This is a genomic window from Collinsella aerofaciens (assembly GCF_015546965.1).
Classification (GTDB): domain Bacteria; phylum Actinomycetota; class Coriobacteriia; order Coriobacteriales; family Coriobacteriaceae; genus Collinsella; species Collinsella aerofaciens_X.
Genome location: NZ_JADMUF010000009.1, coordinates 74,137 through 98,871, shown reverse-complemented (window position 1 = coordinate 98,871; position 24,735 = coordinate 74,137). Strand labels below are relative to the sequence as shown.

At 60.8% G+C, this 24,735-nt stretch carries 14 protein-coding genes and 1 tRNA gene; 4 read left to right on the top strand and 11 right to left on the bottom strand.

Annotated elements, in window-relative coordinates:
• From I1M21_RS07445 to I1M21_RS07430, 4 genes are all read right to left on the bottom strand, one after another.
• Nucleotides 1-801 (bottom strand): sugar transferase, encoded by an 801-nt coding sequence (locus tag I1M21_RS07445; RefSeq protein ID WP_271763115.1) that lies wholly within the window; start codon nt 799-801, stop codon nt 1-3.
• An 85-nt stretch (nt 802-886) separates the two neighbouring features.
• A complete protein-coding gene (locus I1M21_RS07440; protein ID WP_195193070.1) occupies nt 887-1,477 on the bottom strand; it encodes a hypothetical protein in 591 nt (196 codons plus the stop codon).
• 326 nt (nt 1,478-1,803) lie between these two features.
• Nucleotides 1,804-3,567, bottom strand: a complete 1,764-nt coding sequence (thrS, locus tag I1M21_RS07435; RefSeq protein ID WP_195193069.1) for a threonine--tRNA ligase — start codon at nt 3,565-3,567, stop codon at nt 1,804-1,806.
• 221 nt (nt 3,568-3,788) lie between these two features.
• On the bottom strand, nt 3,789-4,220 hold the full coding sequence (locus I1M21_RS07430; protein WP_055251579.1) for a double zinc ribbon domain-containing protein: 432 nt from the start codon (nt 4,218-4,220) through the stop codon (nt 3,789-3,791).
• A gap of 406 nt (nt 4,221-4,626) precedes the next feature.
• Between I1M21_RS07430 and I1M21_RS07425 the strand changes: the two genes are divergently transcribed.
• The 4 genes from I1M21_RS07425 to I1M21_RS07410 all read left to right on the top strand — a co-directional run bounded on the left by I1M21_RS07425 (nt 4,627) and on the right by I1M21_RS07410 (nt 9,500).
• The gene (locus tag I1M21_RS07425; protein ID WP_195193068.1) at nt 4,627-6,087 is read left to right on the top strand and encodes an NAD(P)/FAD-dependent oxidoreductase; all 1,461 of its coding nucleotides are present in this window, start codon (nt 4,627-4,629) and stop codon (nt 6,085-6,087) included.
• A 1-nt stretch (nt 6,088) separates the two neighbouring features.
• Entirely contained in the window at nt 6,089-7,480 is a 1,392-nt protein-coding gene (locus tag I1M21_RS07420; RefSeq protein ID WP_229025678.1) for an NAD(P)/FAD-dependent oxidoreductase, read from the top strand.
• A gap of 4 nt (nt 7,481-7,484) precedes the next feature.
• Nucleotides 7,485-7,883, top strand: a complete 399-nt coding sequence (locus I1M21_RS07415; protein ID WP_195193067.1) for a DUF1667 domain-containing protein — start codon at nt 7,485-7,487, stop codon at nt 7,881-7,883.
• A gap of 528 nt (nt 7,884-8,411) precedes the next feature.
• Nucleotides 8,412-9,500, top strand: a complete 1,089-nt coding sequence (locus I1M21_RS07410; RefSeq protein WP_195193066.1) for a M24 family metallopeptidase — start codon at nt 8,412-8,414, stop codon at nt 9,498-9,500.
• Between the two features lie 222 nt (nt 9,501-9,722).
• On the opposite strand, the gene I1M21_RS07405 is transcribed toward I1M21_RS07410, so the two are convergent.
• The 7 genes from I1M21_RS07405 to I1M21_RS07375 form a co-directional block, all read right to left on the bottom strand.
• Nucleotides 9,723-16,160, bottom strand: a complete 6,438-nt coding sequence (locus tag I1M21_RS07405) for an Ig-like domain-containing protein (RefSeq protein WP_195193065.1) — start codon at nt 16,158-16,160, stop codon at nt 9,723-9,725.
• Between the two features lie 233 nt (nt 16,161-16,393).
• Nucleotides 16,394-17,737, bottom strand: coding sequence for a bifunctional folylpolyglutamate synthase/dihydrofolate synthase (locus I1M21_RS07400; protein WP_195193064.1), 1,344 nt, complete (start codon nt 17,735-17,737; stop codon nt 16,394-16,396).
• Between the two features lie 275 nt (nt 17,738-18,012).
• Nucleotides 18,013-20,709, bottom strand: a complete 2,697-nt coding sequence (locus I1M21_RS07395; RefSeq protein ID WP_195193063.1) for a valine--tRNA ligase — start codon at nt 20,707-20,709, stop codon at nt 18,013-18,015.
• A 338-nt stretch (nt 20,710-21,047) separates the two neighbouring features.
• Nucleotides 21,048-22,454, bottom strand: a complete 1,407-nt coding sequence (gene clpX, locus I1M21_RS07390; RefSeq protein WP_195193062.1) for an ATP-dependent Clp protease ATP-binding subunit ClpX — start codon at nt 22,452-22,454, stop codon at nt 21,048-21,050.
• Between the two features lies 1 nt (nt 22,455).
• A complete protein-coding gene (locus I1M21_RS07385) occupies nt 22,456-23,076 on the bottom strand; it encodes an ATP-dependent Clp protease proteolytic subunit (RefSeq protein WP_022095182.1) in 621 nt (206 codons plus the stop codon).
• A gap of 163 nt (nt 23,077-23,239) precedes the next feature.
• On the bottom strand, nt 23,240-24,541 hold the full coding sequence (gene tig, locus I1M21_RS07380) for a trigger factor (protein WP_195193061.1): 1,302 nt from the start codon (nt 24,539-24,541) through the stop codon (nt 23,240-23,242).
• An 87-nt stretch (nt 24,542-24,628) separates the two neighbouring features.
• A tRNA-Leu gene (locus I1M21_RS07375) sits at nt 24,629-24,712 on the bottom strand.
• Nucleotides 24,713-24,735 lie beyond the last annotated feature (23 nt).

Here is a 24,735-nt window from a genome sequence, read left to right as displayed (position 1 = left end):
CTACCTCCCTGTCTTGTTCTTGCCGAACATCACCGAGAAGGTCTTGAAGAAGACCCGCCAGTCGGACTTGAGGCACGCGCCTCGCGCATAAGTGAGCTCGAACTCCTGGCGCAGACCGTTCTCGAATGTCGCGAGGTTGCGAGGCCCTGACTGCCAAGCGCCGGTGATGCCCTGGGGGACGGCAAGCACCTGCACCTGCTGCTCGTGCGTGAAGTTCCCCAGTTCTTCGTAGGTGATGGCCCGGGGCCCGATCACGGAGAGCTGGCCCGCGAGCACGTTGATAAACTGAGGTATCTCGTCGAGGGAGGTCTTGCGCAGGACGCGACCCAACTTGGTGATGCGCGGGTCGTTCGTGACCTTGCGCTCGCGGTGCCACTCCTCGATCTGCTCGGGGGTGAGATACTTCTCCACGTCGTTGGCGTCGGCGACCATGGAGCGGAACTTGAGCACGTGGATGGGGCGGCCGAAGCGCCCCGCGCGCTCGTGCGAATAGATGGGAGCGCCCTTGGTGTCAGCCGCGATGAACGCGCAGAGCACCACGCCAGGGATGAACGCCACGGCACAGACGCACGCGCTGAAGGCGATGTCGAAGGCACGCTTCACGAAGCGATACCCGAAGGAGCGCGAGTCGAGCGCGCGGGACTCAGCAGCGAACTCGGGCGAGCCCGGGAGGCTCACCGCACCCGTGTTTGCAGCGGAACCGGCACCAGCACCCGCCGCGCCCTCGCGCCGGTCCATAGCCTGAGCAATGAGCGTCGCCCCCACGGGCGCATTGCTCTCTGTTACTTCTTTAGCAGCCACAATAAAACTAACGTTCCTGTCCCCAGGAACCCCCCCCCCATCCACGGATTCAAAAACCAAATAAATTGCCGGTGCAACGTCTCCCTTACGTCTTGATGGGAACGTCCAGCGCAAGCAGCTCCCTAAAAGCGGAGTCGCCTTCGCCCACGTTTACCAGGCACCAGCGTTTATGACGGTCGATCTTCTTTACGCGGGCCTCTTGCCCCACCAAGGGCCCCTGCTCTATGTGCAACACGCCGTCTTCTATGCGCGCGACGCTGTTGCGCACCACGCCGTCGTCGTCGAGCACGCTGCGGTACCAGTCCTGTGCATCGTCCGGCATGGGCATGTACGCCCGCTCCCTGCTGCCGGCAATACGGCAGCCAAAGCTCAACTGGGCCAAAGCCCTATCGAGCGCGGCGGCATCGTGCGTGGCGACGAAGAAATATTCCTTGTACATGGGTTTGGTTTGGAGCGACCAGGCGCCGTCCCGCTTAAACCAGAACTCCTTTTGCATCACAAAAGCATCCTGCATAAGGTTGTGCGGGATAATGCGGCGGACCTTTTCGCAGGTCTCGCGCTCTTTTCCATTGGGGGTGTGGACCAGATACCAGCGGACGCGGCCGTGCTGGCTGTAGGTGGTGGCGCCGTTAAATGCGCCCGGCAGCTGCTCTTGGCGCCGTGCCGTCTGTTCCATGTTCTCGCCCCCTCTTTTTGGCTTTGCGATGCACGCAAATGCAGGGGCGTTTAGAACAGGCTTCTCGCTCGCAGCTAGGCGCAGTCGCAAAAGTACAGGTTTTTGTATCTTTCGACAGACGACATTATACGAGCAATTAATCAGCGTTTGACCAGATTACGCAAAATGTACTGCCAGTAGGTACATCTCCATACCCCTCTACAAAAACCTGTACCTTTTTGTGCAACAAAAAAAGCCGCTCAACCAGCGGCTTTTCTTATTTTGGTAAGAAAAAGGCGACCGCCCTTTGTGGACGGTCGCCTTTGTTAATTGTTGTGAAGTTTGCCTTAGGCGCGAGTCTTAATCTCCTCGAGCACCTTGGCAACAAACTCGTCGACGCTCATCTGAACGGTCTCGTTGGAGCGATCACGGACGGAAATGTTGCCGGCCTCGACCTCCTTCTCGCCCAGGATGAGCATGTAGGGCACGCGGTCGATACTGCGGGCCTCGCGGATCTTGTAGCCGATCTTTTCGTCGCGGTCGTCGCAGACCACGCGAATGCCGGCCTCCTCCAGCTTGGCGCACACCTCGTGGGCGTAGTCGCGGCTCTTCTCAGAGACGGGAAGCGCCTTGACCTGCACAGGAGCCAGCCAGGTGGGGAACTTGCCCGCAAAGTGCTCAATCAGAATACCGATGAAGCGCTCGATGGAGCCAAAGCATACGCGGTGCAGCATGATGGGGCGCTTCTTGGTGCCGTCGGCGTCCACGTACTCCAGATCAAAGTTGAGCGGCATCTGGAAGTCGAGCTGCACGGTACCGCACTGCCAGGTACGGCCGAGCGAGTCCTCCAGATGGAAGTCGATCTTGGGGCCGTAGAAGGCGCCGTCGCCCTCGTTGACCTCGTAGTCCATGCCCAGCTTCTCCAGAGCGGTGCGCAGGCCCTCCTCGGCGCGCGCCCAGTCCTCGTCGGAACCCATGGAGTCCTCGGGGCGGGTGGAAAGCTCAACGTGGTACTTAAAGCCAAACTTCTGGTACACGGAGTCGATGAGGTTGACCACGCCCACGATCTCGTCGGTCAGCTGGTCGGGACGCACAAACAGGTGGGCGTCATCCTGGTTAAAGCAGCGCACGCGAAACAGGCCGTGCAGGGCGCCACGCAGCTCGTGGCGATGCACCAGGCCAATCTCGCCGGCGCGGATGGGCAGCTCGCGATAGGAGTGCGGCTTGGAGGCGTACACCAGCACGCCGCCAGGGCAGTTCATGGGCTTAATGCAGTACTCTTCGTCGTCGATGACGGTGGAGTACATGTTGTCCTTGTAGTGGTCCCAGTGGCCCGAGGTCTTCCACAGCTGCTTGTTCATGATGAGCGGCGTGGAGATCTCCACGTAGCCGGCCTTGTGGTGGATCTCGCGCCAGTAGTCCAGCAGCGTGTTCTTAAGGATCATGCCGTTGGGCAGGAAGAACGGGAAGCCGGGGGCCTCGTCGCGCATCATAAAGAGGTCCATCTCGCGGCCGATCTTGCGGTGGTCGCGCTTCTTGGCCTCCTCCAGCATGTGCATGTGCTCGTCGAGCTCTTCCTTGGTGGCAAAGGCGACGCCGTTGATGCGGGTGAGCATCTTGTTGTCCTTGTCGCCCTTCCAGTAGGCGCCCGAGACGCCGGTGAGCTTAAAGGCCTTCAGCGCCTTGGTGTAGCAGATGTGGGGGCCGACGCACATGTCGATGTAGTCGCCCTGCTGGTAGAAGGTGATGCGGGCGTCGTCATCCAGGTCGCCGATGTGCTCGACCTTGTACTTCTCGCCGCGCTCCTCCATAAGGGCGATGGCCTCGGCGCGGGGCTTCTCGAACACGGTGAACTTGAGGTTCTCCTTGACGATCTTTTTCATCTCGGCCTCGATCGCGGGGAAGTCGTCCTCGCTGATCTTGACGCCCTCGGGCAGGTCGACGTCGTAGTAGAAGCCGTTGTCGGTCGCGGGGCCGTAGGCAAAGTCGGCCTGGGGGTACAGGCGCTTGATGGCCTGCGCCATGATGTGCGCAGCAGAGTGGCGGATGACGTGCGTGACCTCGTCCTGCGGGAGCTCGGCCACCGAACCGTCATTGTAGAGTACCTTCATGGGTATGTTTTCTCCTCTCGGATGCCTGATGCAAGTGCGTGCGATGCGCTCGGCGTTTTTGACTTGCATCATTATAGGCAGGTTGCCTTGGTATACAAGCGCCCGCCGCACCTTAATGGCACGGCGGGCGATTTTCTACGCATGCTTCATCGTGTGAGGGCGGGTGGCTTGCGCGGGGCGCACGGTGCCCGTGGCTTGTGGCCGGCCCGGCGATGGATGCGTTACTGGATGCGAGTTCGGCAGTAGGGGCAGACCTTCCAGTGCGCATCGAGCGGGCGATGGCAGCTGGGACAGACGTTGCGAACCTGGGTGTCGCACACCGGGCAGACGACGAAGTCCTTCTCGATGGGCGCACCGCACTGCGGGCAGGTGCCGTACTGGGCAAGCTGGCGCTCGCGCAGGGCCATGTCCAGCTCCTGCTCCTCGCGGTCGGACGCGTAGGAGTGCGGGCGCAGGACCAGGTAGGCGATGAGGCCTACAAACGGGATGAGGGCGATGATGCCCCATGCCACGTAGGCGCTGGCACCGCGGCGGCGAGCGTCGATGAACACATAGACGACCGACAGCACATACAGGGCGATGATAAAGCCAACAAAGGCATAGACGACGCCCATAAGCTGCGGCGACATGAGCTCGGAGATGTACTTGGACATTACGGGTACCTTTCGGAATATTAACAGTCCGGTCAAGTTTACCACGGGGTTTGTTTATATGGGACCACGGCTAGGGGCGGGGCTGGCGCGGACACAAACATCTCAATCTGTAACAGGTGGGAGCGGAATCCGGGTCTAGGTGTTACAGATCGAGACAAACGGTTGCGCCGTCAGACTAACGTCTCAATCTGTAACATCTGGGACCCAAACCTTCCCTTTGTTGTTACAAATCGAAACAAAACCACAACGTTAGAGCCGGCAGACGAGGTCGTTCACGTTACTAAGTCTCCCCTCGCCTGCCGTTGGCGGGTGCTGTGGGGCTGTTCGCCGCATTGCCGCTGCGCTGGTGGTGTGTAGACCGTAGGATAGTCTTATTGACAGCCTGTCAACTTGTCTTGGAGGCACCGTGGCAGAAACGTTTGATATCGCAATTGTGGGCGCGGGCATTACCGGGTGCGCCATCGCGCGGCAGCTCGCGCGCTATGACCTGTCCATATGCGCGATCGAGGCGGCGAACGACATCGCCATGGGCGCGTCGAAGGCCAACGGCGGCCTGGTGCACGCAGGCTACGATCCGGCGCCGGGCACCGTAAAGGCGCAGGTCAACGCCCGCGGTTGCGAGCTGTATGGCACCTGGGCCCAGGAGCTGGGATTTTTGTTCCGCCGCACCGGGTCGATGGTGCTGGGCTTCAACGACGAAGACCGAGCGCACCTGGAGAAGCTGCGCCAGAATGGCCTTGCCAACGGCGTGCCCGCACTGTCGATTATAGGCCCCGATCGCATCCATGAGCTGGAGCCACGTGCGAGTGCTAAGGCGACGTGCGCGTTGTGGTGCCCTTCGACCGGTTACGTCGACCCGTTTGAGGTCGCCATCGCCGCGCTGGAGAACGCGGTCGCCAACGGCGTGACGTTTATGCGCTCCGCACCGGTGGAGGCCATTGAAGTTGCCGGCTCGGATGACGGAGCCGCGCGCTTTACGCTGGTGACGCCCGCCGGCGATGTGCGCTGCCGTTACCTGATCAACGCCGCAGGCAACGGAGCCGCGGACATCTCGCACATGGCCGGCGCCGAGGAGTTCCAGATGGTCTGGCGCCAGGGCAATATTGTGGTGCTGGACAAGGAGCCGCGTGCGCTCATGCCGCTCTACCCTGTTCCCACGCCGGTTTCCAAGGGCGTTATCGTCACGGGCACCGTGCACGGCAACACCGTAATCACCGCGACCGCCGCTGTACGCGAGCCGGGCGATACTCAGACCTACGCGACCGATGTCGACGCACTGCTGACCGGCGCGCGCAAGCTGGTGCCCGACCTGGGCACGCGCCGCGTGGTGCGCGCGTTTGCCGGCGGACGCCCGGTCATTAAGGGAACAAACGACTTCTTTATTGGGCAGTCAGCCGTGGTGCCGGGCCTGTTCCAGGCGGCGGGCATTCAGTCGCCGGGCGTGGCGAGCGCGCCGGCCATTGCCGAGCGCATGGAGCAGGTACTGCGCGATGCCGGCGTGGTCCTGCGCAAACGGGACGATTGGGACCCGATACGCCGCGCGCCGGATGACTTTGACCGCGCCCCGCTTGTGCGCAAGGAAGAGCTCATTGAGTCCGACCCCGCGTGGGGGCAGATTGTCTGCCGCTGCGAGACGGTGCCCGAGGCCGAGATCGTGGCCGCGATCCGACGCCGCCCGGGCGCGGTTTCGGTCGAGGGCGTCAAGCGCCGCTGTCGTGCCGGCATGGGTCGGTGCCAGAGCGGCTTTTGCCAGAGCCGAGTGGTAACGATCCTGGCGCGCGAACTGGGCTGCGACCCTAGCAAGGTGTTGTTGGAGGATGCCGGATCGTGGTTGGTCGAGGGACCGCTAAAGGGGGGGGTGCGCTAAGATGGCGACGTTTGATATGCGCGACGGACGCGCGGAAGCCGGAGCTGTAGCGTCGGTGTCAACGCAGGCCTTCGACGTGGTCGTCATCGGCGGTGGACCTGCTGGCATGGCGGCTGCGCTTGCCGCACATAAGGCCGGCGCGCGCGTAGCCATCGTGGAGCGCGAGCAGCATCTGGGCGGTATCCTGCGCCAATGCATCCACCCCGGTTTTGGCCTTTCGCACTTTAAGCAGGAGCTCACCGGTCCCGAGTACGCGCAGCGCTTTTTCGACCAGGTGCGCACGACCGACATTGAGCTGTTCTTGGGCAGCATGGTGCTTGGGATTGATTCGAGCGAGGGCGCGCGTGTGGGCGACCCGGACACGGACGAAGGTACAGGAGATGCCTCAGTCCATACCGTCACGCTCATGAGCCGTACCGGCATGCTGCAGCTCACCGGGCGTGCGGTCGTCCTTGCTATGGGATGCCGCGAGCGCACGCGCAGCGAGATCAAGATCCCCGGCAGCCGTCCCGCCGGCGTGTTTACGGCGGGCCTGGCGCAGCGATATATCAATATCGAAAACCTCAAGCCCGGCTCGCGCACCGTCATTTTGGGCTCGGGCGACATCGGGCTTATCATGGCGCGCCGCTGCACGCTCGAGGGGATTTCGGTCGAGGGCGTGTACGAGCTCATGCCATACGCCAACGGTCTGCGCCGCAACGTAAAGAACTGCCTGGACGACTTTGGCATTCCGCTGCACCTGTCCACCACCGTCACGCGCGTGATCGGACACGATCGCGTGGAGGCCGTCGAGGTGAGTAAGGTCGACGAGCACCTGGCACCCATTCCGGGGACCGAGCGCGTTGTTCCGTGCGACACGCTGCTGCTTTCGGTGGGTCTGATTCCCGAGAACGAGCTTTCGGTGGGCGCGGGCGTTGAACTTGACCCGCGCACGCGCGGCGCCGTGGTGGACCAGAGCCTGCAAACGGGCGTGCCCGGCATCTTTGCCTGCGGAAACGTGCTACACGTGCACGACCTGGCAGACAACGTGACGACCGAATCCGAGCGCGCCGGTGCGGCTGCGGCGGCGTACGCGCTGGGCTGTGGTGCTGGGGCCGATGCGGGCGCGAGTTGCCAGCTAACGGTCTCCCCCGCCGGCATTGCAGGCTACGCACTGCCGGGACGCATTACGGCTGTGACACCCACCAAACTTAACTTCCGTGTGCGCCGACCGGTCGACGCCGCCCGCGTGCGCATTCTGGCAGGCGACGAGGAACTGTTTGCAGGCAAGGTCCGCCCGTTTAAACCGAGCGTAATGGAGAGCTTTCCGCTGCCGGCAAAGGCGATTCAGCGCGCACTCGACCTGGGTGTTAGCGAGATTGTCCTGTCCGTCGATCCCGTTGAGGAGGCGTAAGGCCATGAGCACAAACACGATCGAGACGCTGCAGTTCAACTGCACCACCTGCCCATCCGAGTGCCTCCTGACCGTGAAGGTAGAGCGCAGCGCAGACGGCGCCGTGATAGAGGTGCGCTCCGTAACCGGCAACAGCTGCCCACGCGGCGATAAATTCGCGCATCAGGAGCTCACCTGCCCCATGCGCATGCTCACCACCACCGTGGCCGTATCCGGCGGCGACGAGGTGCTGCTACCCGTGCGCACGGCCGCAGCCATCCCGCTGGCGCTCCACGCCCAGGCCATGGACCTCATCCGCGGCTTGGTCGTCGACGCCCCCATCCGCATGGGCGACGTCGTTCTAGAAGACCTCCTCAACACGGGCATCGACCTCATCGCCAGCATGGACATCGACCCAGCCTAGATGGTTCATTTAGGACGGGGCTTCATCCCCCTACAGTTGCGGTGGAATAGTTCCTGTTTTAGGCCATTACCCCGGCATCCAGGAACTATTCCACCGCAACTACCCTTGGAATCGGTATTTAGCCTGTGCCCACTTTAGTGCCATTTCAAAACTATGCCGGATTACGGGGCCGATTCGGAGACCCCCATCCATACCGGCAATTTTCGATTTTTGATAAGCCGTCTACCTGCAGTTTTAAATTCGCAATTTTTCCCATGGTCATGTAATACAGGTCCAGCCCCGTAATCCGCCATAGTTTTGAAACCAGCCCATTTGGGACTGGCCTCTTATGGCTACTTTTGTCCGAACGTTCGCTCAAATGTTTTTTCTGGGACGGGGATTTAATAATCATTCGCCACCCAATGATTGTTTAATCCCCGTCCCAGAAAAATCATTCCGCATGTTTGACGCAGCTAAAATAGCCCCGTCCCAAATTGACTACACCGGCATTGGGGATACCATGGTGGCACCCTAGCGAAAGGATGTTTCATGGCACATGTCGATGACCAGCGCGTGGCGCGCGTGCTCGATGCGCTCGAGGCTCAGCACCCCGGCGCGCAGTTGCTCGTAAACGACCCGTGGTCGATCTACTATCTGACCGGCTTTTATGCCGATATGTTCGAGCGTTTTTGCGGCGTGCTGCTCACACGCGGTAACGAGCCCGTGATCTTGGTCAACGCGCTGCATCAGCTGCCCGAGTATGACAATGCCCGCGTCGCCTACCACACCGACACCGACGTCGTGTCCGACGCCATCGCTCGCGAGGTCGATCCGACCAAACCGCTCGGCATCGACACCGTCATGCGTTCCGGCTTTTTGATGCCGCTCATGGATCGTCACGCCGCGAGCGAGTTCTTCCTGGGCGACTTTGCCGTCACCGCCGCACGCGCCCACAAGGACGCCGCCGAGCAGGAGCTCATGCGCATGTCCTCGGCCGCCAACGACACCGTGATGGCCGACGCCATCAAGCTCGTCCACGAGGGCGTGACGGAGCGCGAAATTGCCGACCAGATGCTCGGCCTGTATCGCAAGCACGGCTGCGAGGGCTTTAGCTTTCCGCCCATCGTGAGCTTTGGCGCCAACGCCGGCGACCCGCACCACGAGCCCGACGTCACCGTACTCAAGCGCGGCGACGTGGTGCTGTTCGACATTGGCGGACGTCATCGCAACTACTGCTCGGACATGACGCGCACGTTCTTTTGGGGCGAGCCGGACGAGGAGACGGCACGCATCTACGACATCGTGCGCCGCGCCAACGAGGCCGCCGAGGCGCTCATCGCACCGGGCGTGCGCATGTGCGACCTGGACCGCGCCGCGCGCGACGTGATTGAGGATGCAGGCTATGGACAGTACTTTACGCACCGCCTGGGACACTCGATCGGTCTGCAGGACCACGAGCCGGGCGACGTCTCGCTCGTCAACGAGCAGGTTGTCGAGCCGGGCATGACGTTCTCCATTGAGCCGGGCATCTACCTCCCCGGCCGCACCGGCGTCCGCATCGAGGACCTTGCCCTGGTGACCGAGTCCGGCGTCGAGATCCTCAACGCCTACCCCCACGATCCGGTCCGCTTAGGCTAACCTCATCCCCAAGTCCCCAAACTAAGTTGCGGTGAAATACGGACTGCTTAAGGCTTCTAGCCCATAAAATAGTCCCTATTTCACCGCAACTGCCAAGGGGACCAGGGTAGTCAAAAAGCCCCGTCCCAAATTAGCTGCCCTGATGGCAAAACGAAAGGCCTCCCGATTCCCCAACGAGAACCGGGAGGCCTTCTTGTGACCTAAAGCACTACGCTCTCGACGCTACTCCGCGCGATGGCGCAGTTTTTCGATCGCCGCGGCAATCAGCGCCAGCAGGCCGGTTCCGCCAAGCGCCGCGACGGTCACGGCAGTATTGTCGCCCGTCTCGGCCAGGCTTCCCTTAGCGGCCTTCTTGCCATCCTTCTTGCCCGAAGAATCCTTGGCATCGGGCTTGGTACCGTTATCCTTGCCGTTCGTTGGCTTCTGCACGACAGCAGGCTCAACAACCTCAACGGTAACCGAAGCGGTGAGCTGTTGAGGCACCGGCGTCTCCGTAGCGCCATCCTCGGCAAGCGTCGCAATCGCCGTGGCGTCACCGTCAACGGGCATCGTCACGGTAATGACGACGGTTCCGTTCTTGAGGGCCTTGACCTTACCGTTCTCGACCGTGGCGATTGTCGGGTCGGACGAGGTCCACGTCACGGCACCACGCAGCAGCGCGCCATCGGCCGCATTGCTCGCCGCGGCAGCAAGGTCAATTTCCTTGCCGCGCTCTACCTTGAGCACGGTTTCGGCAGTCGTGGCCTTGCCGTTTTGGTCAACGATAACGAGGCCCTTGGCCGCCGGGCGCGGCTTAACGCGTACCCTGCAGCTGACCGTCAGATCCGTACCGCGAACCTTACCGCCCACGGTCACATCATCGGCACCCCAATCCAGCGCGGGAACATTCTCCCAATCGACGTTGTAGTCCTCCTGGCTACCATCCTTCATCATCACGGAGACCTTCTTGGGCAGCGCCTTCAGCACATCGGCGGCAGAGCTTGCCTCGAACACCTCAACGGGAGCGAACGTCGCAGGCCTCACGGGAATCTCGCTTGCCGGCGTCTCGACGACCAGCTTGCAGGTCGCTTTGAGCGTCGCGCCCTCAACGGAGCCCTCGATCGTGTACTCGCCAACAGAGGGAAGCTGCTTGTCCAGGCCATCCGTATTCCATGTGACCACGGCCTCATCTGTGTGGCCATCGGAGTACGTCACGGCAACCTTCTTGGGCAGCTGCCCCGTCACGGTGTCGGCCTTGGCATCGCGCTCAACCGTAATCTGCGGCACCTCGGCAACCTTGTTGATTGTCGTCGTGGAGGTAACAACGACTTCGACAGGCAGGTTGCCGTTCACCGTCACGCCCTTGGCGACGACGGTGTTGCCGTACGTAGCAGCCGCGGCGGGAACCTCAGTCCATGTGATCTCGGACTCCGCTGTCGTCTTGCCGTCCTTCATAAGGACCGTCGCCTTGACACCCTTGAGCGCATCACGCACGACATCGACCGATGCGCCCTCGGGAACGCTAACGCCCGCAACAGGCTCAACGGACGCCGGAATCTCGGCATCGCTCTTCACGACCGTGACGGTGCATTTAGCCTTGACCGAAGCACCCTCGACCGTGCCCTCAAGCGTAATGTCGCCCAGTTCGCCCAAGGCAGTAGCCGTGAGCGGGGCCTTATCCCACGTGACGTTCGCTGTCTTCGTCGAACCATCGGACATGCGGAGCGTCACCTGCGCCGGCAGTGTAATGTCATCTGCCGCCGTGTTGCGTGCAACCGACAGCTTAACGTCAGCGACGCTCTCAACGACCGCCGCCAGGTTGACGGTAGCTTTGACTTCAAAATTGCCAACCTTGGTCTTGCCCGTAAGGACGACGCTCGTGCCGTCCTTCTTAATGGTGAGGGTCTCCTTGGGAGCAGTCCAATTGATCTCTGAATCGACCTCGGAGCCGTCCTTCATGGCAACCTTCACGGTCTTGGACAGTGCGGCCACAACGGCATCGGGCTTCGCCCCGTCGTCGAGCGTCACAGCGTCAACCGTGCCGGCCAGGTGATCAGGAATCTCGCGCAATGGCTTGACGACCTTGATGGTGCACTCCGCCTTCTGATCCGTGCCGGCAACAGTGCCCATAACCGTAACTTTACCTTCCTTGGCAAAGTCCTTGTCGGAGAGGCCCTTGGTATCCCACGTTACGTCGGCTTCGGAATCGGTACCGTCAGAGTAAATCGCCGTGACCGTGGTGGGCAGCTTGGCCTTAGCCTCATCCGCCTTGGTATCGCGCTCGACCTCAATCTCGTCAACGGTATCAAAATCCACGATATGCGCCGTCACCTTAACCTGAGCCTTTACGGTCATGCCGTTGTCCGTTAGGCCCGTGACCTCAAACTCGTTGCCGGCGCGGCCCAGGCTGTCGACCTGAGACCACTTAACGGGCGTCTCTTTCTTGGTCTTGCCGTCCTTCATGACAACCGTCACCTTGGACGGCAGTTTATCCATAAGGTCGCTGACCTTGGCATTGTCCGCAATCTCAATAACATCGATCGGCTCGACGTAGTCGGGCGTCTGGGCCTTCTGATCAACTACGGTCACGTTGCAGGTCACCTTGGCGCCGTTGAGCTTAACCGTGCCCGTGATCTTCACGGTGCCGGTTCCGTTGAGCAGGTCGTCCGTGACGCTAGAAAGATCCCACACGTCAATGTCGAGCAGATCGGTCGAGCCATCGGAATAGGTCGCCACAACCTGCTTGGGCATCTGGGCGTACAGTTCCTGCTTGGACGTACCACTGGCAACGCTAAACGACTTGGCCTCGAGCTTGGTGATGGTTCGCGGCGCCTCGGAGACGTTGACGTACGCGATGGCGTTAACGTTGTCGACATCCTTGAGCTTACCGACGAGTTTATACGTACCCTTCTTGGCGAGCGGCTTGGAGAGGTCGATGCCGTCGATGTCGGTCCACTTTTCGATCTCGATGCCGCCTAAACTGCTCCGAATATCTCGCGCTGAGCCATCCGAGAAATATACGGACACGGCATCTGGCAGCTCCAGCATCGATCCGACCGTGGTGTTGACCACAACGGCCTCGGGCTGCAACGCAACCTTCTTCGCCTTCTTGTCGGCAACCGTCACCTTAGCGGTCACGTTGCCGTTCTCATCAACGCCGACCTTTTGGCCGTCGTCGTCCAGCAGCGCCATAACGGCAGCGGTATCAAAGCCGACCACGTGGCCCGTCGCATAGAACGTACCAGGCTGCTCGTACTTCTCGGGCGCGATCGGATCCCAATCAATAGCCGCCGTCGAAACGGAGCCGTCGCTCATCTCGACCGCCATCTTGGACGGCATAGCAGGCGCAGTGCCGGCCTTGGTGGTCACCGCGATCTCGCCGTTGTCGATTGCCTTCTCAACGCCTTGGATAACGATCTTGGTCTGAACAGTGAGGCCGGTTTTGGTGCCGTCGGCGTATCCGTTAAGGCCGCTTGCAAACAGCGCGCCAGACACTGTCGTGACCTGACCCGGCTCTCCGGTATAAACCGAGGGGCGAATGTAATCCCACTGAACCTGGGCATTGTGAGTTTTACCGTCGCTCGTGGCAACCGAGACATTCCACGGCAGCTCGGGAACGACGCCATTAGCCGTGGTAATGCGTTCAGGAACGGCAATAGAGGTGACGGAGCAGACGTCGACAGTAATCGTCGCCTCGGCACCACCTTGGAGCTTGCCCTTCACCTTAAACGAACCGTCCTTGGCATAAGCGTCTTCGGCAACGCGGTCCCATGTGACCTTTTCGCGCTGGGGCTCAGATGACACATCGTTGTCGTATCGAACCTCAAGGTATTCCGGCAGCATCGGCTTGGTGCCGGGGACGGTCCATATGGTTCCGCCCTGCACCGAGGTCGCCTTCCTCGCGATTTTAACGGTGGCGGCAATCGGAACATCGACCGTCTGCATACCGTTCCCCGTGCTAAAGCTAATTGTTGCAGTGCCGCGGACCACGCCGCCCTGGGTCCAATCGAAGCCCTTCGTGTTCCACTTGGCCTCGGCGTATTTGTGCGAATAATCCGGATGCTCAACCGCATCGGGGCTAACAAGTTCGGCATAGCTGGGAAGCATGGCGGTGCCGTCGCTGCCCTTGAGCACCGTAATGGTTTGCGGCTGAGCCTCCCAGTTTTTAGTCACGATGACATGGACCTTCACGGGGATATTCGTTCCGGCGACCGTTCCAGTTATCGTGCAGTCCTTCTGGGGGCATCTATCGTAGGTGTCCCAGTTGACGCCGAGACTGTCAAAAGTCGTTCCGTCCTGCAATGCGCCGGACACGTAGAAGTAGTCCAGATTGACTTCCTCACCGGGATAGATAACGCGCCAGTCCTCGTACGACTGTCCAAGCGTCACACCGTTATCGCTGTAGTTGTTGACACCCTTGACCTCGCCGCACACCGCAGTCGCATGGATCTTTGCCAGCGAGTCGGCGATCGTACCGGTAATTTCGTACTCGCCCGGTTGGCCGGCCAGCAGCTCTTGAGGAAACTCATCCCAGCTATAAGGCTGTCCCGAGGAATACCTGGGGTAGTAGGAGCTGCCGTCAGACAAATACAGATCGGACAGATAGCGCGGAGCCAGAAGTCCGGCGCCGGGAATATAAGGAATCTTGCCGATGTTGTTATCTTCGAGATCACAAATATTGACCGTCGCCGTAACCGGGATGCTGGAACCGGTAAAGTATCCGTTGACCGTAATCTGGCCAAGGTTCTTTAGGGCGTCCTGACTAATCGTCGACCACTGAACGGGGAAACTGCCTCGCGAACCATTCCACATCGTGGCCTCGATTGAATCGGGCATATTGGGCTGGCATCCGATAAGCGTGCTTGTCGATGTCGAAGAAGGCATCTGCAGGGCGCGGACGGAAATGGTCGCCGTGGCTCGATTGCTGTCACCCAGCTCCACCTGACTAGTCGACGAAGATGAGGTATTAGTCCAATATGTCAGCGAGCCGGAAAGCTTAAATGACCCCTCGTTTGCCACCTGTGTGTCCAAAATGGGATCCCACGCAATGTTGCACTGCTTCTTTGTACCGTCGGTAAATGTAACTAAAACGCCGCCGGGAAGACCGCTGCCCGTTGTAGGGCGTACGCCGACGGGGGTGTTGACAGGGGCAAGAGGATCGATAGAGGCAACTTCCCTGACCTCGACCTGAGCAGTCACCTTAAGGCCGTTAACAGGTGACGCATCATACGACGTGAGCGTGCCCTTGACCGTATAGGTGCCGGCCTTTTGAAATTGAGACACATCGGCGTTGTCCCAGGTAACTTGATAGCCGTGGGTGTATGTGGTGTTATTTGACTGAGTAACGGGAAAATAGACATACGTGCTAAGAGGAGTGTTGTCTCCGACCACGCGCTCGAACCTTAGTGAATCAAAATCGAGCACGTCCTTGGGGTCCTTGACAGTGACAGTACAGGTAACCTCACGGTTATCAAAACCATTGAGTTTGCCTTTAACCGTAAACGTTCCCACTTTAGAGTAAAGCGACGCGTCAACAGGATCCCAAGATACCGGGACCTGCTCGGTAGCACCGTTATCAAAGACAACCGAAGCAGAATACGGCAGAGACGGGGCCTCACCGGTTAGGGTCGTACACGTCAACTCGGTCTGGACGCTCTTGACCGCACGAACATACACGGTGCAGTACACGAGCATGGAGGGACAGTCCTTTATATGGCCCTCAACAATAAACGTGCCCGCATTCTGGTACTGGTCCTCGGAAATTTTATTCCACACAACCGGGCACGTCCGGGACTCACCATTGGAGTAGTAAACGGACACGCTCGAAGTCAGCGTGGGCGCAAAACCCGCTGCGGTCCATGTGGACCACTGAGTGCCACCCGTTGTGCGGGGAGCGTAGACTTTGAGAACACCGGCCACATCGAACGGCTCAGCGAGCGAGAACCATTGACCGTTAGCGTACCCACCGCGAATCTGGCCTGTGATGGCGATTTCGGACTCTTCGGTTGCTGAGGCAAACGTCTCTATCGACTTTTCATCCCACTGCACAAAAGCAGAGCCCTCGGTGCCGTCAGAATATTTTACCTTCACTTCAGGGGATGGCACATAGTCGCCGTTATCGAAGCCGACATACTTTTCAATGATGGGATTAGATTCGACCGAAACGACTTTGTGGCCGTTTTCGCTGGTCGGCGCAACAACGTTGGCTGCGTCAACTGCCGCCGGGTCCGCCGCGGCAGCTTCGATGACCACGCGTTGCTTAACCGTCTGCGTGGTGCCAGCAACAGCGCCTTCGAACTCATACGAGCCGGCAGGCAGCTGTGCCAGAGTTGCCGGAGCGTCAGCGCCGTTCAACTTCCAGGTGACGTTTTCCTGCTTAGCGGTGCCGCTCTCGTAGGTCGCCGCCACGGTTTGAGGTAACGTGGCGTCGGAGCCCACGGCAACATGCAGGTCGTTCAGGCTGGCAAAAGAGGCGATCTTATCTTCACTCTGGTCTTGCGTGGTTGACTGAGTGGTGTCCGCAGACGCGGCAGCCGCACCCGTCGCATCGCTTTGTTCGGCAACGACTTGGGTGGTATCACCCTGCATCATCTCGGCGAATGCTTGCGGCGGCACCGAGCCGACCGTCATCGTCAGAGCCAGACCCGCGGTAATGGCCGCGTTGACATGCCTTCTGTTCATGTTTCCTCCCGACACGCTCAACGGACCAAACAGCACTGGTCCGATTGGCAAGTTAAGTTGAGCGTATCCTTCGCCGATGGAGGTTTGCAATATGCTATAGGTTAAGCGGCATAAAAGATTTCGTAAACGGGCACCCAAGGGCAGCCAATTTGAGTTGCGGTGAGATACGGACTATTTAAGGCTTCTAGCCAAGAAAACAGTCCGTATTTCACCGCAACTGATGAGGGGATAGGTTAGCGCAGCAGACCGGCTACTTCGCCGGCCAGGGTGATGGTGCCGGCCGCCACGAAGGACTCGTAGGCTGCATCGAAGGCAGCAAGGGCTTCGGGCACGCTCGGGTACACGCCCGCAAGCTTGTCGGCATCCACCAGCGCGGCGAGCTCCTCTGCCGGCAGAGCGCGGTCGGAATCGGTCTGGGTAACGACTACACGCGGGAAGGCAGGAATAAGAACATCGACAATACCGGCCACGTCCTTATCGGCCAGCGCAGCGCACAGCAGCGTGGGACGATTCTCCACGCACGGATCGATCTCGTCCAGCGCGCTCACAAAGTTCTCGCAGCTCTGGGGGTTATGGCAGGCGTCAATCAGCTTGAGTGGATCGGTACCCAGCACATCAAAACGACCCGGCGTGGGACAGCCCATAAGCGAGGCATCGAGCGCGTCGTGATTAAGCTCGCGACCCAGATAGCCCTCGCAGAGCATAATCGCGCACGCGGCATTCTGCGGCTGATAGGCTGGCTTGACCATGCTCGACGTATAGATCGCACGCAGCGTGGTGCAGCTAAACTCAACCGTGTCGCCCACGTGTGCCGGAAGTTTGGTCGTCGCATGGCTCACCACGAGTGGTACAACGCCGCACTCGCGACAACGGGCATCCATCACGCGCTGAACGCTCGCCTCATGCGTGCCCTCGCCCAGCACAACCAGGCGCCCGGGCTTGATGACCGCAGCCTTCTCCCCCGCAATGGCCTCGAGCGTATCGCCCAAAATACGTGTGTGGTCGAGCCCAATGCCGGTAATGGCGACGGCCACGGGATCGGTCGCACTCGTGGCGTCCCAGCGACCTCCCATGCCAACCTCGAGCACGGCAACATCCACGCGAGCCTCGGCAAACACCACAAGCGCAGCGGCCGTCAGCAGGTCAAACGGCGTGATGGTATAGGCACGCTCCCCCGCCGCCACACGGCGCGCATTCACGCGATGCCCCGCCTCAACAGCGGCCGAAACGCCACGGGCAAAGGCCTCATCGCTCACGACGCGTCCGTCGACCTCCATGCGCTCGGGATAGCGCACCAGCTGCGGTGACGTATACAGCGCGGTCTTGAGCCCCTCACCACGAAGAATGGCAGCCGAAAAACGCGTGGTCGAAGTCTTGCCATTGGTACCGGCAACCTGAATGCAATCGAAATACTCATCCGGACGTCCCAGCTCATCGAGCATGTCGACAACCGTCTCAAGCAGAGGCCCAGCATCCCCAGAAATCCGCCCCGTATCAGCAGCAAGTCCCACAGCCTCACCAAACGAAAGCAACTCAAACGAGAACGGCACAGAATACGACCCCGAACGCTTAGGCATAAACCAAAGTCCCCTCAACATAAAAAGAGGCCCGTAACAAACAACGAGCCCATCCCATTCAAAATATCAGCCAAACACCGCTTTGCAGCGAGATTAAGGCCACAACCAAGTGGCCCTACCAGGCAGCGGACGCCCCCGTAACCGCTGTGGGAGCGGTTTGGGGCTTTGCTCGATACAAGTTCCGCACGAGCCGAAGGCCACTTAATGTGGCCTTCGTGCGAGCAGGACTGTCCGCAGTAGCGAGCAATGCCCCAAACCGCGTCCCCCAGTAACGCTTACGAGAAGTCAGCCACCTGAGCAGTCAGCGCCGCCAGGATCTCCTTGAGCTCAGCTGCACGGTCCCTCTTCTTCTGGACCACCGCGGGCGCGGCCTTGGCCACAAAGCCCTCGTTGGCGAGCGTCTTCTCGCAACCGGCGAGCTCCTTCTGAGCCGCGGCGATCTCCTTCTCCAGGCGCGCCTTCTCGGCCGAAAGGTCAACCTTGCCCTCGAGCACCACAAAGACCTCGACGCCGCTATCGACCACGGCAATGCTCGCAGCCGGCTTCTCAACATCGGTACCCATGACCAGCGAAGCGGTGTTCGCCAGCGGCTCAATCGTGGAGCGCAAGCTCTCGAGCTTCTCGATGTCCTCGGCACCGGCGCGCACGACCACGTCGAGCTCGACCTTGGGGCTCAAGCGATAACGCGAACGCGTGGCACGGGCGGCAGACACGACGGTACGGCACAGCTCAAATGCGCGCTCAGCGTCCTCGTCAACATACTTAGCGTAGTCGGCGGGCTCGGGCCACTTGGCGATCATGAGCGCCTCGGCGCGGTCCACGTTGCCCTCGGCGTCTAGGTCGAGCACGCTCGCCGGCATGTTGTCCCAGATCTCCTCGGTGACAAACGGCATGAGCGGGTGCATCAGGCGAATGGAGGTGTCGAGCACAAAAATCAGGTTGCGCTGCGCCTGCAGACGGCCCTCGCCCTTCAGGCGGGCCTTGGTGACCTCGACGTACCAGTCGCAGACCTCGTTCCAGAAGAACTGCTGCACGCCGCGGGCCATGTCGCCAAAGGTGTAGTTCTCGATACCCTCGGTGACCATCTTGACGGCCTTGGCCAGGCGGCTGAACATCCAGGCGTCGGCCGGCGTCTCCACGACGGGCTCGCCGGGCGTGTAGCCCTCCATGTTCATAAGCAGGAAGCGGCTGGCGTTCCAGATCTTGGTCACGAAGCTCTTGGCCTGGTCGGTACGCGGGCTGTCGATAAGCTTCTTAGTCTTCTTGTCGATGTTCGCGTCGAACTTAACATCCTGGTTGTTGGTGCACAGCGTGAGCAGGTTGAAGCGCATGGCGTCGGCGCCGTACATGCCAATGAGGTCCATGGGGTCAACGCCGTTGCCCTTGGACTTGGACATGCGGCTGCCGTCCTTGGCCAGGATCGTCGGGTAGATGACGACGTCCTTAAACGGCACCTCGTCCAGGAAGTACAGCGAGCTCATGACCATGCGGGCGACCCACAGCGCGATGATGTCGCGCGCGGTGACGAGCGCCGTCGTGGGGTGATGGCCCTCGAGCAGCTCCGGCTTTTGCGGCCAGCCCTGCGTGGCGAAGGTCCAAAGCTGCGAGCTAAACCAGGTGTCCAGCACGTTCTCGTCCTGATGCACGTGATGGCCGCCGCACTTGGGGCACACGTCGGTGTCCTCGGTAAGGGCGTCCTCCCAGCCGCAGTCCTCGCAGTAGAACACGGGGATACGGTGGCCCCACCACAGCTGACGACTGATGCACCAGTCCTTTAGGTTCTCCATCCAGGTGGTGTAGGTCTGCGTCCAGCGCGCGGGGTGGAAAGTGACCTTGCCGGAGTTGACGGCGTCGAGCGCCGGCCCCTTGAGCTTGTCGACGGCGACGAACCACTGCTCGGACAGCCACGGCTCCAGGGCGGCGTCGCAGCGGTAGCAGTGCATGACGGAGTGGTCGTGGTCCTCGACGTGATCGAGCAGGTCATGCTCCTCAAACCACTTGATGACGGCCTCGCGGCACTCCTCGCGGGTCATACCGGTGAACTCGCCGTAGCCCTCGACGACCACCGCGTGCTCGTCGAAGATATTGATCTGCGGCAGGTCGTGGGCCTGGCCCATGGCGTAGTCGTTGGGGTCGTGGGCCGGGGTGACCTTGACGAAGCCGGAGCCAAAGTTGGCGTCGACATGCCAATCCTCAAAGATGGGGATCTCGCGGTCGACGATGGGGAGCTTGACGGTCTTACCCACAAAGGCTGCCTTCTCGGGGTCCTTCGGGGAGACGGCGACGCCCGTGTCGCCGAGCATGGTCTCGGGGCGCGTGGTGGCGACGACGATGTAGTCCTGGCCGTTGACCGGCTCGGTCAGCGGGTAGCGCAGGTGCCACAGATGGCCCTTCTCGTCCTTGTACTCGGCCTCGTCGTCCGAGATAGCGGTAGTGCAGTTGGGGCACCAGTTGACGATGCGCTTGCCGCGATAGATCAGGCCATCGTGGTACCAGTCGCAGAAGACCTTGCGCACGGCCTGGGCATAGTCCTCGTCCATGGTGAAGCGCTCGTTGTCGAAGTCGACGGAGCAGCCCATACGCTTGATCTGCTCGACGATGATGCCGCCGTACTCGTGGGTCCAATCCCAGCAAGCGTCGACAAACTTGTCGCGACCGATCTCCAGGCGGCTGATGCCCTCGCTCTTGAGTTTCTTGTCGACCTTGGTCTGCGTGGCGATACCGGCGTGGTCGGTGCCGAGCACCCAGCGCGTGGACTTGCCGCGCATGCGGGCCATACGGATGATGGCGTCCTGGATGGAGTCATCGGTGGCGTGACCCATGTGGAGCTTGCCGGTCACGTTGGGAGGCGGAATGGTGACGGTGCAGTCGCCCACGCCCTCACGGCGCTTATAGTAGCCACCGTCAAGCCACTTCTGCAGGATCGCCGGCTCGTTAGTCGACGGATCGTAGTTCTTGGGCATTTCTTCCATATATCTCTCCCTTGCCCGTCGGGGAGGAATGTCGGCCCGATTTTCGCTCGGTCAAGTCCTGGCTCGCTCGAAGAGCACATTTAGTGCTCTTCGGCTCGTGCGGAATCTACGAAAATCGGGCCGACATTCCTCCCCTTAGGTATCGATTACTTCAGTCTGAAGGTACTAACTTGACAATCTCACAGAATAGCACAGGCATACCTACCAAAAAGGGACAGGTTTATTTTGGCGGGTTTTATCAGGCAGAATGACGTTCACCCATATAAAACCGACCAAAAAAACCTGTCCCTAAATGGCAGTTCCCGCGGTGGTTGCCGCGGGAACTGAACGGACTCTATTTACCCATAGATGCGTTGGGGCTGTTCTTCGCCCTTTACGGAGGCTTCGGTCACGATGACCTTGGCGACGCCTTCCTCGCTAGGGAGGTCGAACATCGTCTGTTGCAGCACGTCCTCGCAGATGGAGCGCAGGCCGCGGGCGCCGGTCTTGCGGGCGAGCGCCATGCGGGCGATCTCGTGCAAGGCCGCGTCCTCAAACTCAAGCTCAACGTCCTCGAGCTGGAACATCTTGCGGTACTGACGCACCACGGCATTCTTGGGTTCGGTCAAGATCGACACCAGGTCGTCCTCGTCGAGCGCCTGCGTCTGGGTGACGACGGGCGTACGACCCACGAACTCGGGGATCATGCCAAAGGCGTTGAGGTCCTGCGGGAGCACCTGGCGCAGCAGGTCGTTCTCGTCGACCGAGGTGGGGCCGGCGATCTCGGAGTTAAAGCCCACGCCCTTATTGCCCACGCGGTCGGCGATGATCTTGTCCAGACCCACAAAGGCACCGCCGCAGATGAACAGGATGTTAGTCGTATCGATCTGCAGCAGCTCCTGCTGGGGATGCTTGCGGCCGCCGGTGGGCGGAACGCTCGCCACCGTGCCCTCAAGAATCTTAAGCAGCGCCTGCTGAACGCCCTCGCCCGAAACGTCGCGGGTAATAGAGAGGTTCTCGGCCTTGCGGGCAATCTTGTCGATCTCGTCCACGTAGATAATGCCAACCTGAGCGCGCTCAATGTCGCCATCGGCAGCATTGATAAGCTTGAGCAGGATGTTCTCCACGTCCTCGCCCACGTAACCGGCCTCGGTGAGCGCAGTGGCGTCGGCGATGGCAAACGGCACCTCGAGGATGCGGGCGAGCGTCTGGGCCAACAGGGTCTTACCGGTACCGGTGGGACCGAGCAGCAGGATGTTGGACTTGGCGAGCTCTACCTCGTCCATATCGTCATCGAACTGCGAGCCCATGTCGTCATCAAAGGCAGACACCGCAGCGCCGCCCTCGATCACGCGGCGATAGTGGTTGTACACGGCCACCGACATGGCGCGCTTGGCGTCCTCCTGACCCATAACATAGGCCGAAAGCTCGTCATAGATCTCGTGCGGCGTCGGCACGTGCGTGATGACCTGGCGGTCGTCCTCGAGCTCAAAGCCCTCGGCCTCGGGGTCCACGGCGGGCTGGGATGCGGCCTGGCCGTGGTCGTTGAGGAAGCCCGGCAGCTTGCCGTTGCGGGCAGCGTCCATAAAGTCCGAAGCCAGTGACTCCTCCAGAATCTCGGAACAGGCGGCGACGCACTCGTCACAGATAAAGATGTTGGTCGGGCCCTTTACGAGGCGACGAACCTGGCCCTGCTCTTTTCCGCAGAAGGAGCAGCGGATGGGGTTGCCGTTCTCGTCAAAGTTGTCCTGCATGTTTCCTGCCATCCTAGGCGTCCTTCGCGGCGAGGTCGCGCGAGGTGACGATACGGTCGATCAGGCCGTAGTCGAGGGCCTCGGCAGCGGTCAGGTAGTTGTCGCGCTCGGTATCGGCCTGGACCTTCTCGATCGGCTGGCCCGAGGCATCGGACAGAATCTGGTTGAGCTCGCGACGGGTCTTCTTAATCTCCTCGGCCACAATCTCGATCTCGGTCTGCTGGCCCTGCGCACCGCCGCTGGGCTGGTGAATCATGACCTTGGAGTGCGGCAGGCAGAAGCGCTTGCCCTTGGCGCCGGCCGAAAGCAGCACGGCGGCCATGGACGCGGCCATACCGACGCAAATGGTCGAGACCTGCGGCTTAATGAAGTTCATGGTGTCAAGAATCGCCAAGCCGGAGTAAACCTCGCCACCGGGCGAATTGATATAGAGCGAGATATCCTTCTCGGCATCCTGGCTTTCAAGATGCAGCAGCTGGGCAACGACCAGGTTGGCACTGACGGAGTTGATCTCCTCGCCCAAGAAGATGATGCGGTCGTTGAGCAGGCGCGAATAGATATCGTAGCTGCGCTCGCCGCGCGGCGTCTGCTCGATAACGTATGGCACGAGGGCGGAATCGAACTTAGCGATCATACGCATCTCCATTTCTCTCTTGCGGACCAAATTGGTTCTAGATAAACGTACGGTGCCCGCATGCTATGCATTGGCTGGCACCGTACGAAGCAACCGGATAACCGGTGTATAACTTTACCCCATCACGGGCGCATGCATGCGCTCGCGAGCAAGGTGGCGAGAATTACTCGGCGTCCTTGGCGGTCTCGTCGACCTCGGTCACCTTGGCGTTCTCGACCAGGTGGTCGACGGCCTTGGAACGACGGATGGACTCGCGGACGGCAGGCATGCGGCCATCGGCGATGAACTCGGCCTTGGAAGCCTCGACGTCCTTGACGCCGGCCTTCTCGAACTCGGCGTTGATGTCGTCCTCGGTGACCTCGATCTTGAGCTCACGGGCAAGGGCGTCGAGAGCCAGGGACTCACGGGCAACGTCGTTGGCCTGCTTGTGCAGGTCGCCGATGAACTGCTCCATGGTCAGGCCGGAAGCGGGCAGCCAGGTGTCCAGCGTCATGCCGCGGGCAGCGAGGTTGGACAGGAAGTTCTGGCCAAGCTCCTCAAAGACGGACTGCTCGTAGTCGGCGTCCATCTCGTCGAGCTGCAGACGCTCGGCGAGAGCGGCGACGCAACGGTTCTCCTTCTCGGCCGGGAGGCGGGAAGCCTTGTCCTGCTCGATCTCGATCTTGATGGCGTCGCGCATAGCGTCGATGCTGTCGAAGCCAAAGTCGGACTTGACGAGCTCGTCGGTGAGCTCGGGGGTGTTGCGGACCTTGATGCCCTTGACGGTGACCTCGACGGTGTGGGTCTCGGCCTCCTCGCCCTCCTCGACCTCGTCGGTCCAGGTGACGGACTTGACGTCGTCAACGTTGGCACCGATCAGGGCCTCGTTGAACTCCTTGGGGTTGCTGTCGCTACCGGCGATGAGCATGCGGCCCTCGGCGGCGAAGTTGTCGGCGTTCTCGACGGCCTTGAGGTCGACGGTCACATAGTCGTCAGCCTCGACGGCGCGACCCTCGACGTCCTCGAAGGTGGCACGGTAGTTGAGGAGCATCTCGACCTGGTTGTTGATCTCGGACTCGGTGACCTCCGCGGGAGGCATCTCGATCTCGACGGCGTCGAAGGAGGAGAGCTCGGCGGCAGGACGCAGGGAGAACTCGACGGTGTAGGTGTAGTCCTCGTGATCCTTGGCGAGGTCGAGCTCCTTGTAGTCACCGCTCTTGGTGGGGACGATGTCCAGCTCGTTGAGGACGGCGGGCTCGTTGGCGGCGATCAGGTCGTTGGTGGCCTGAGCGAGGGTAGCCTCGGCGCCCAGGGCGGAGTCGATAACCGGACGGGGTGCCTTGCCGGCGCGGAAGCCCGGGAAGCGGTACTTCTTCGCGGTGTCCTTGTAGGCCTTCTTGATCGCGGCGTCGACGTCGGCGGCCGGGATGGTGACCGTAGCGGTGAGCTTGGCGTCCTTGACGTCAGAAGCGGTGATGTTCAACACGTTCCTCCTCATACTGCCCAGCTTATCTGAGGTGCTGGTACCTTTATGCAACAAGCGTCGCGAAGGCATAAGCCGACGCGCGTGCGTTGGTGCGGGCGAAAGGACTCGAACCTTCACGGGAATCCCACCAGAACCTAAATCTGGCGCGTCTACCAATTCCGCCACGCCCGCATGAGCGCACAGACTAGGAATGA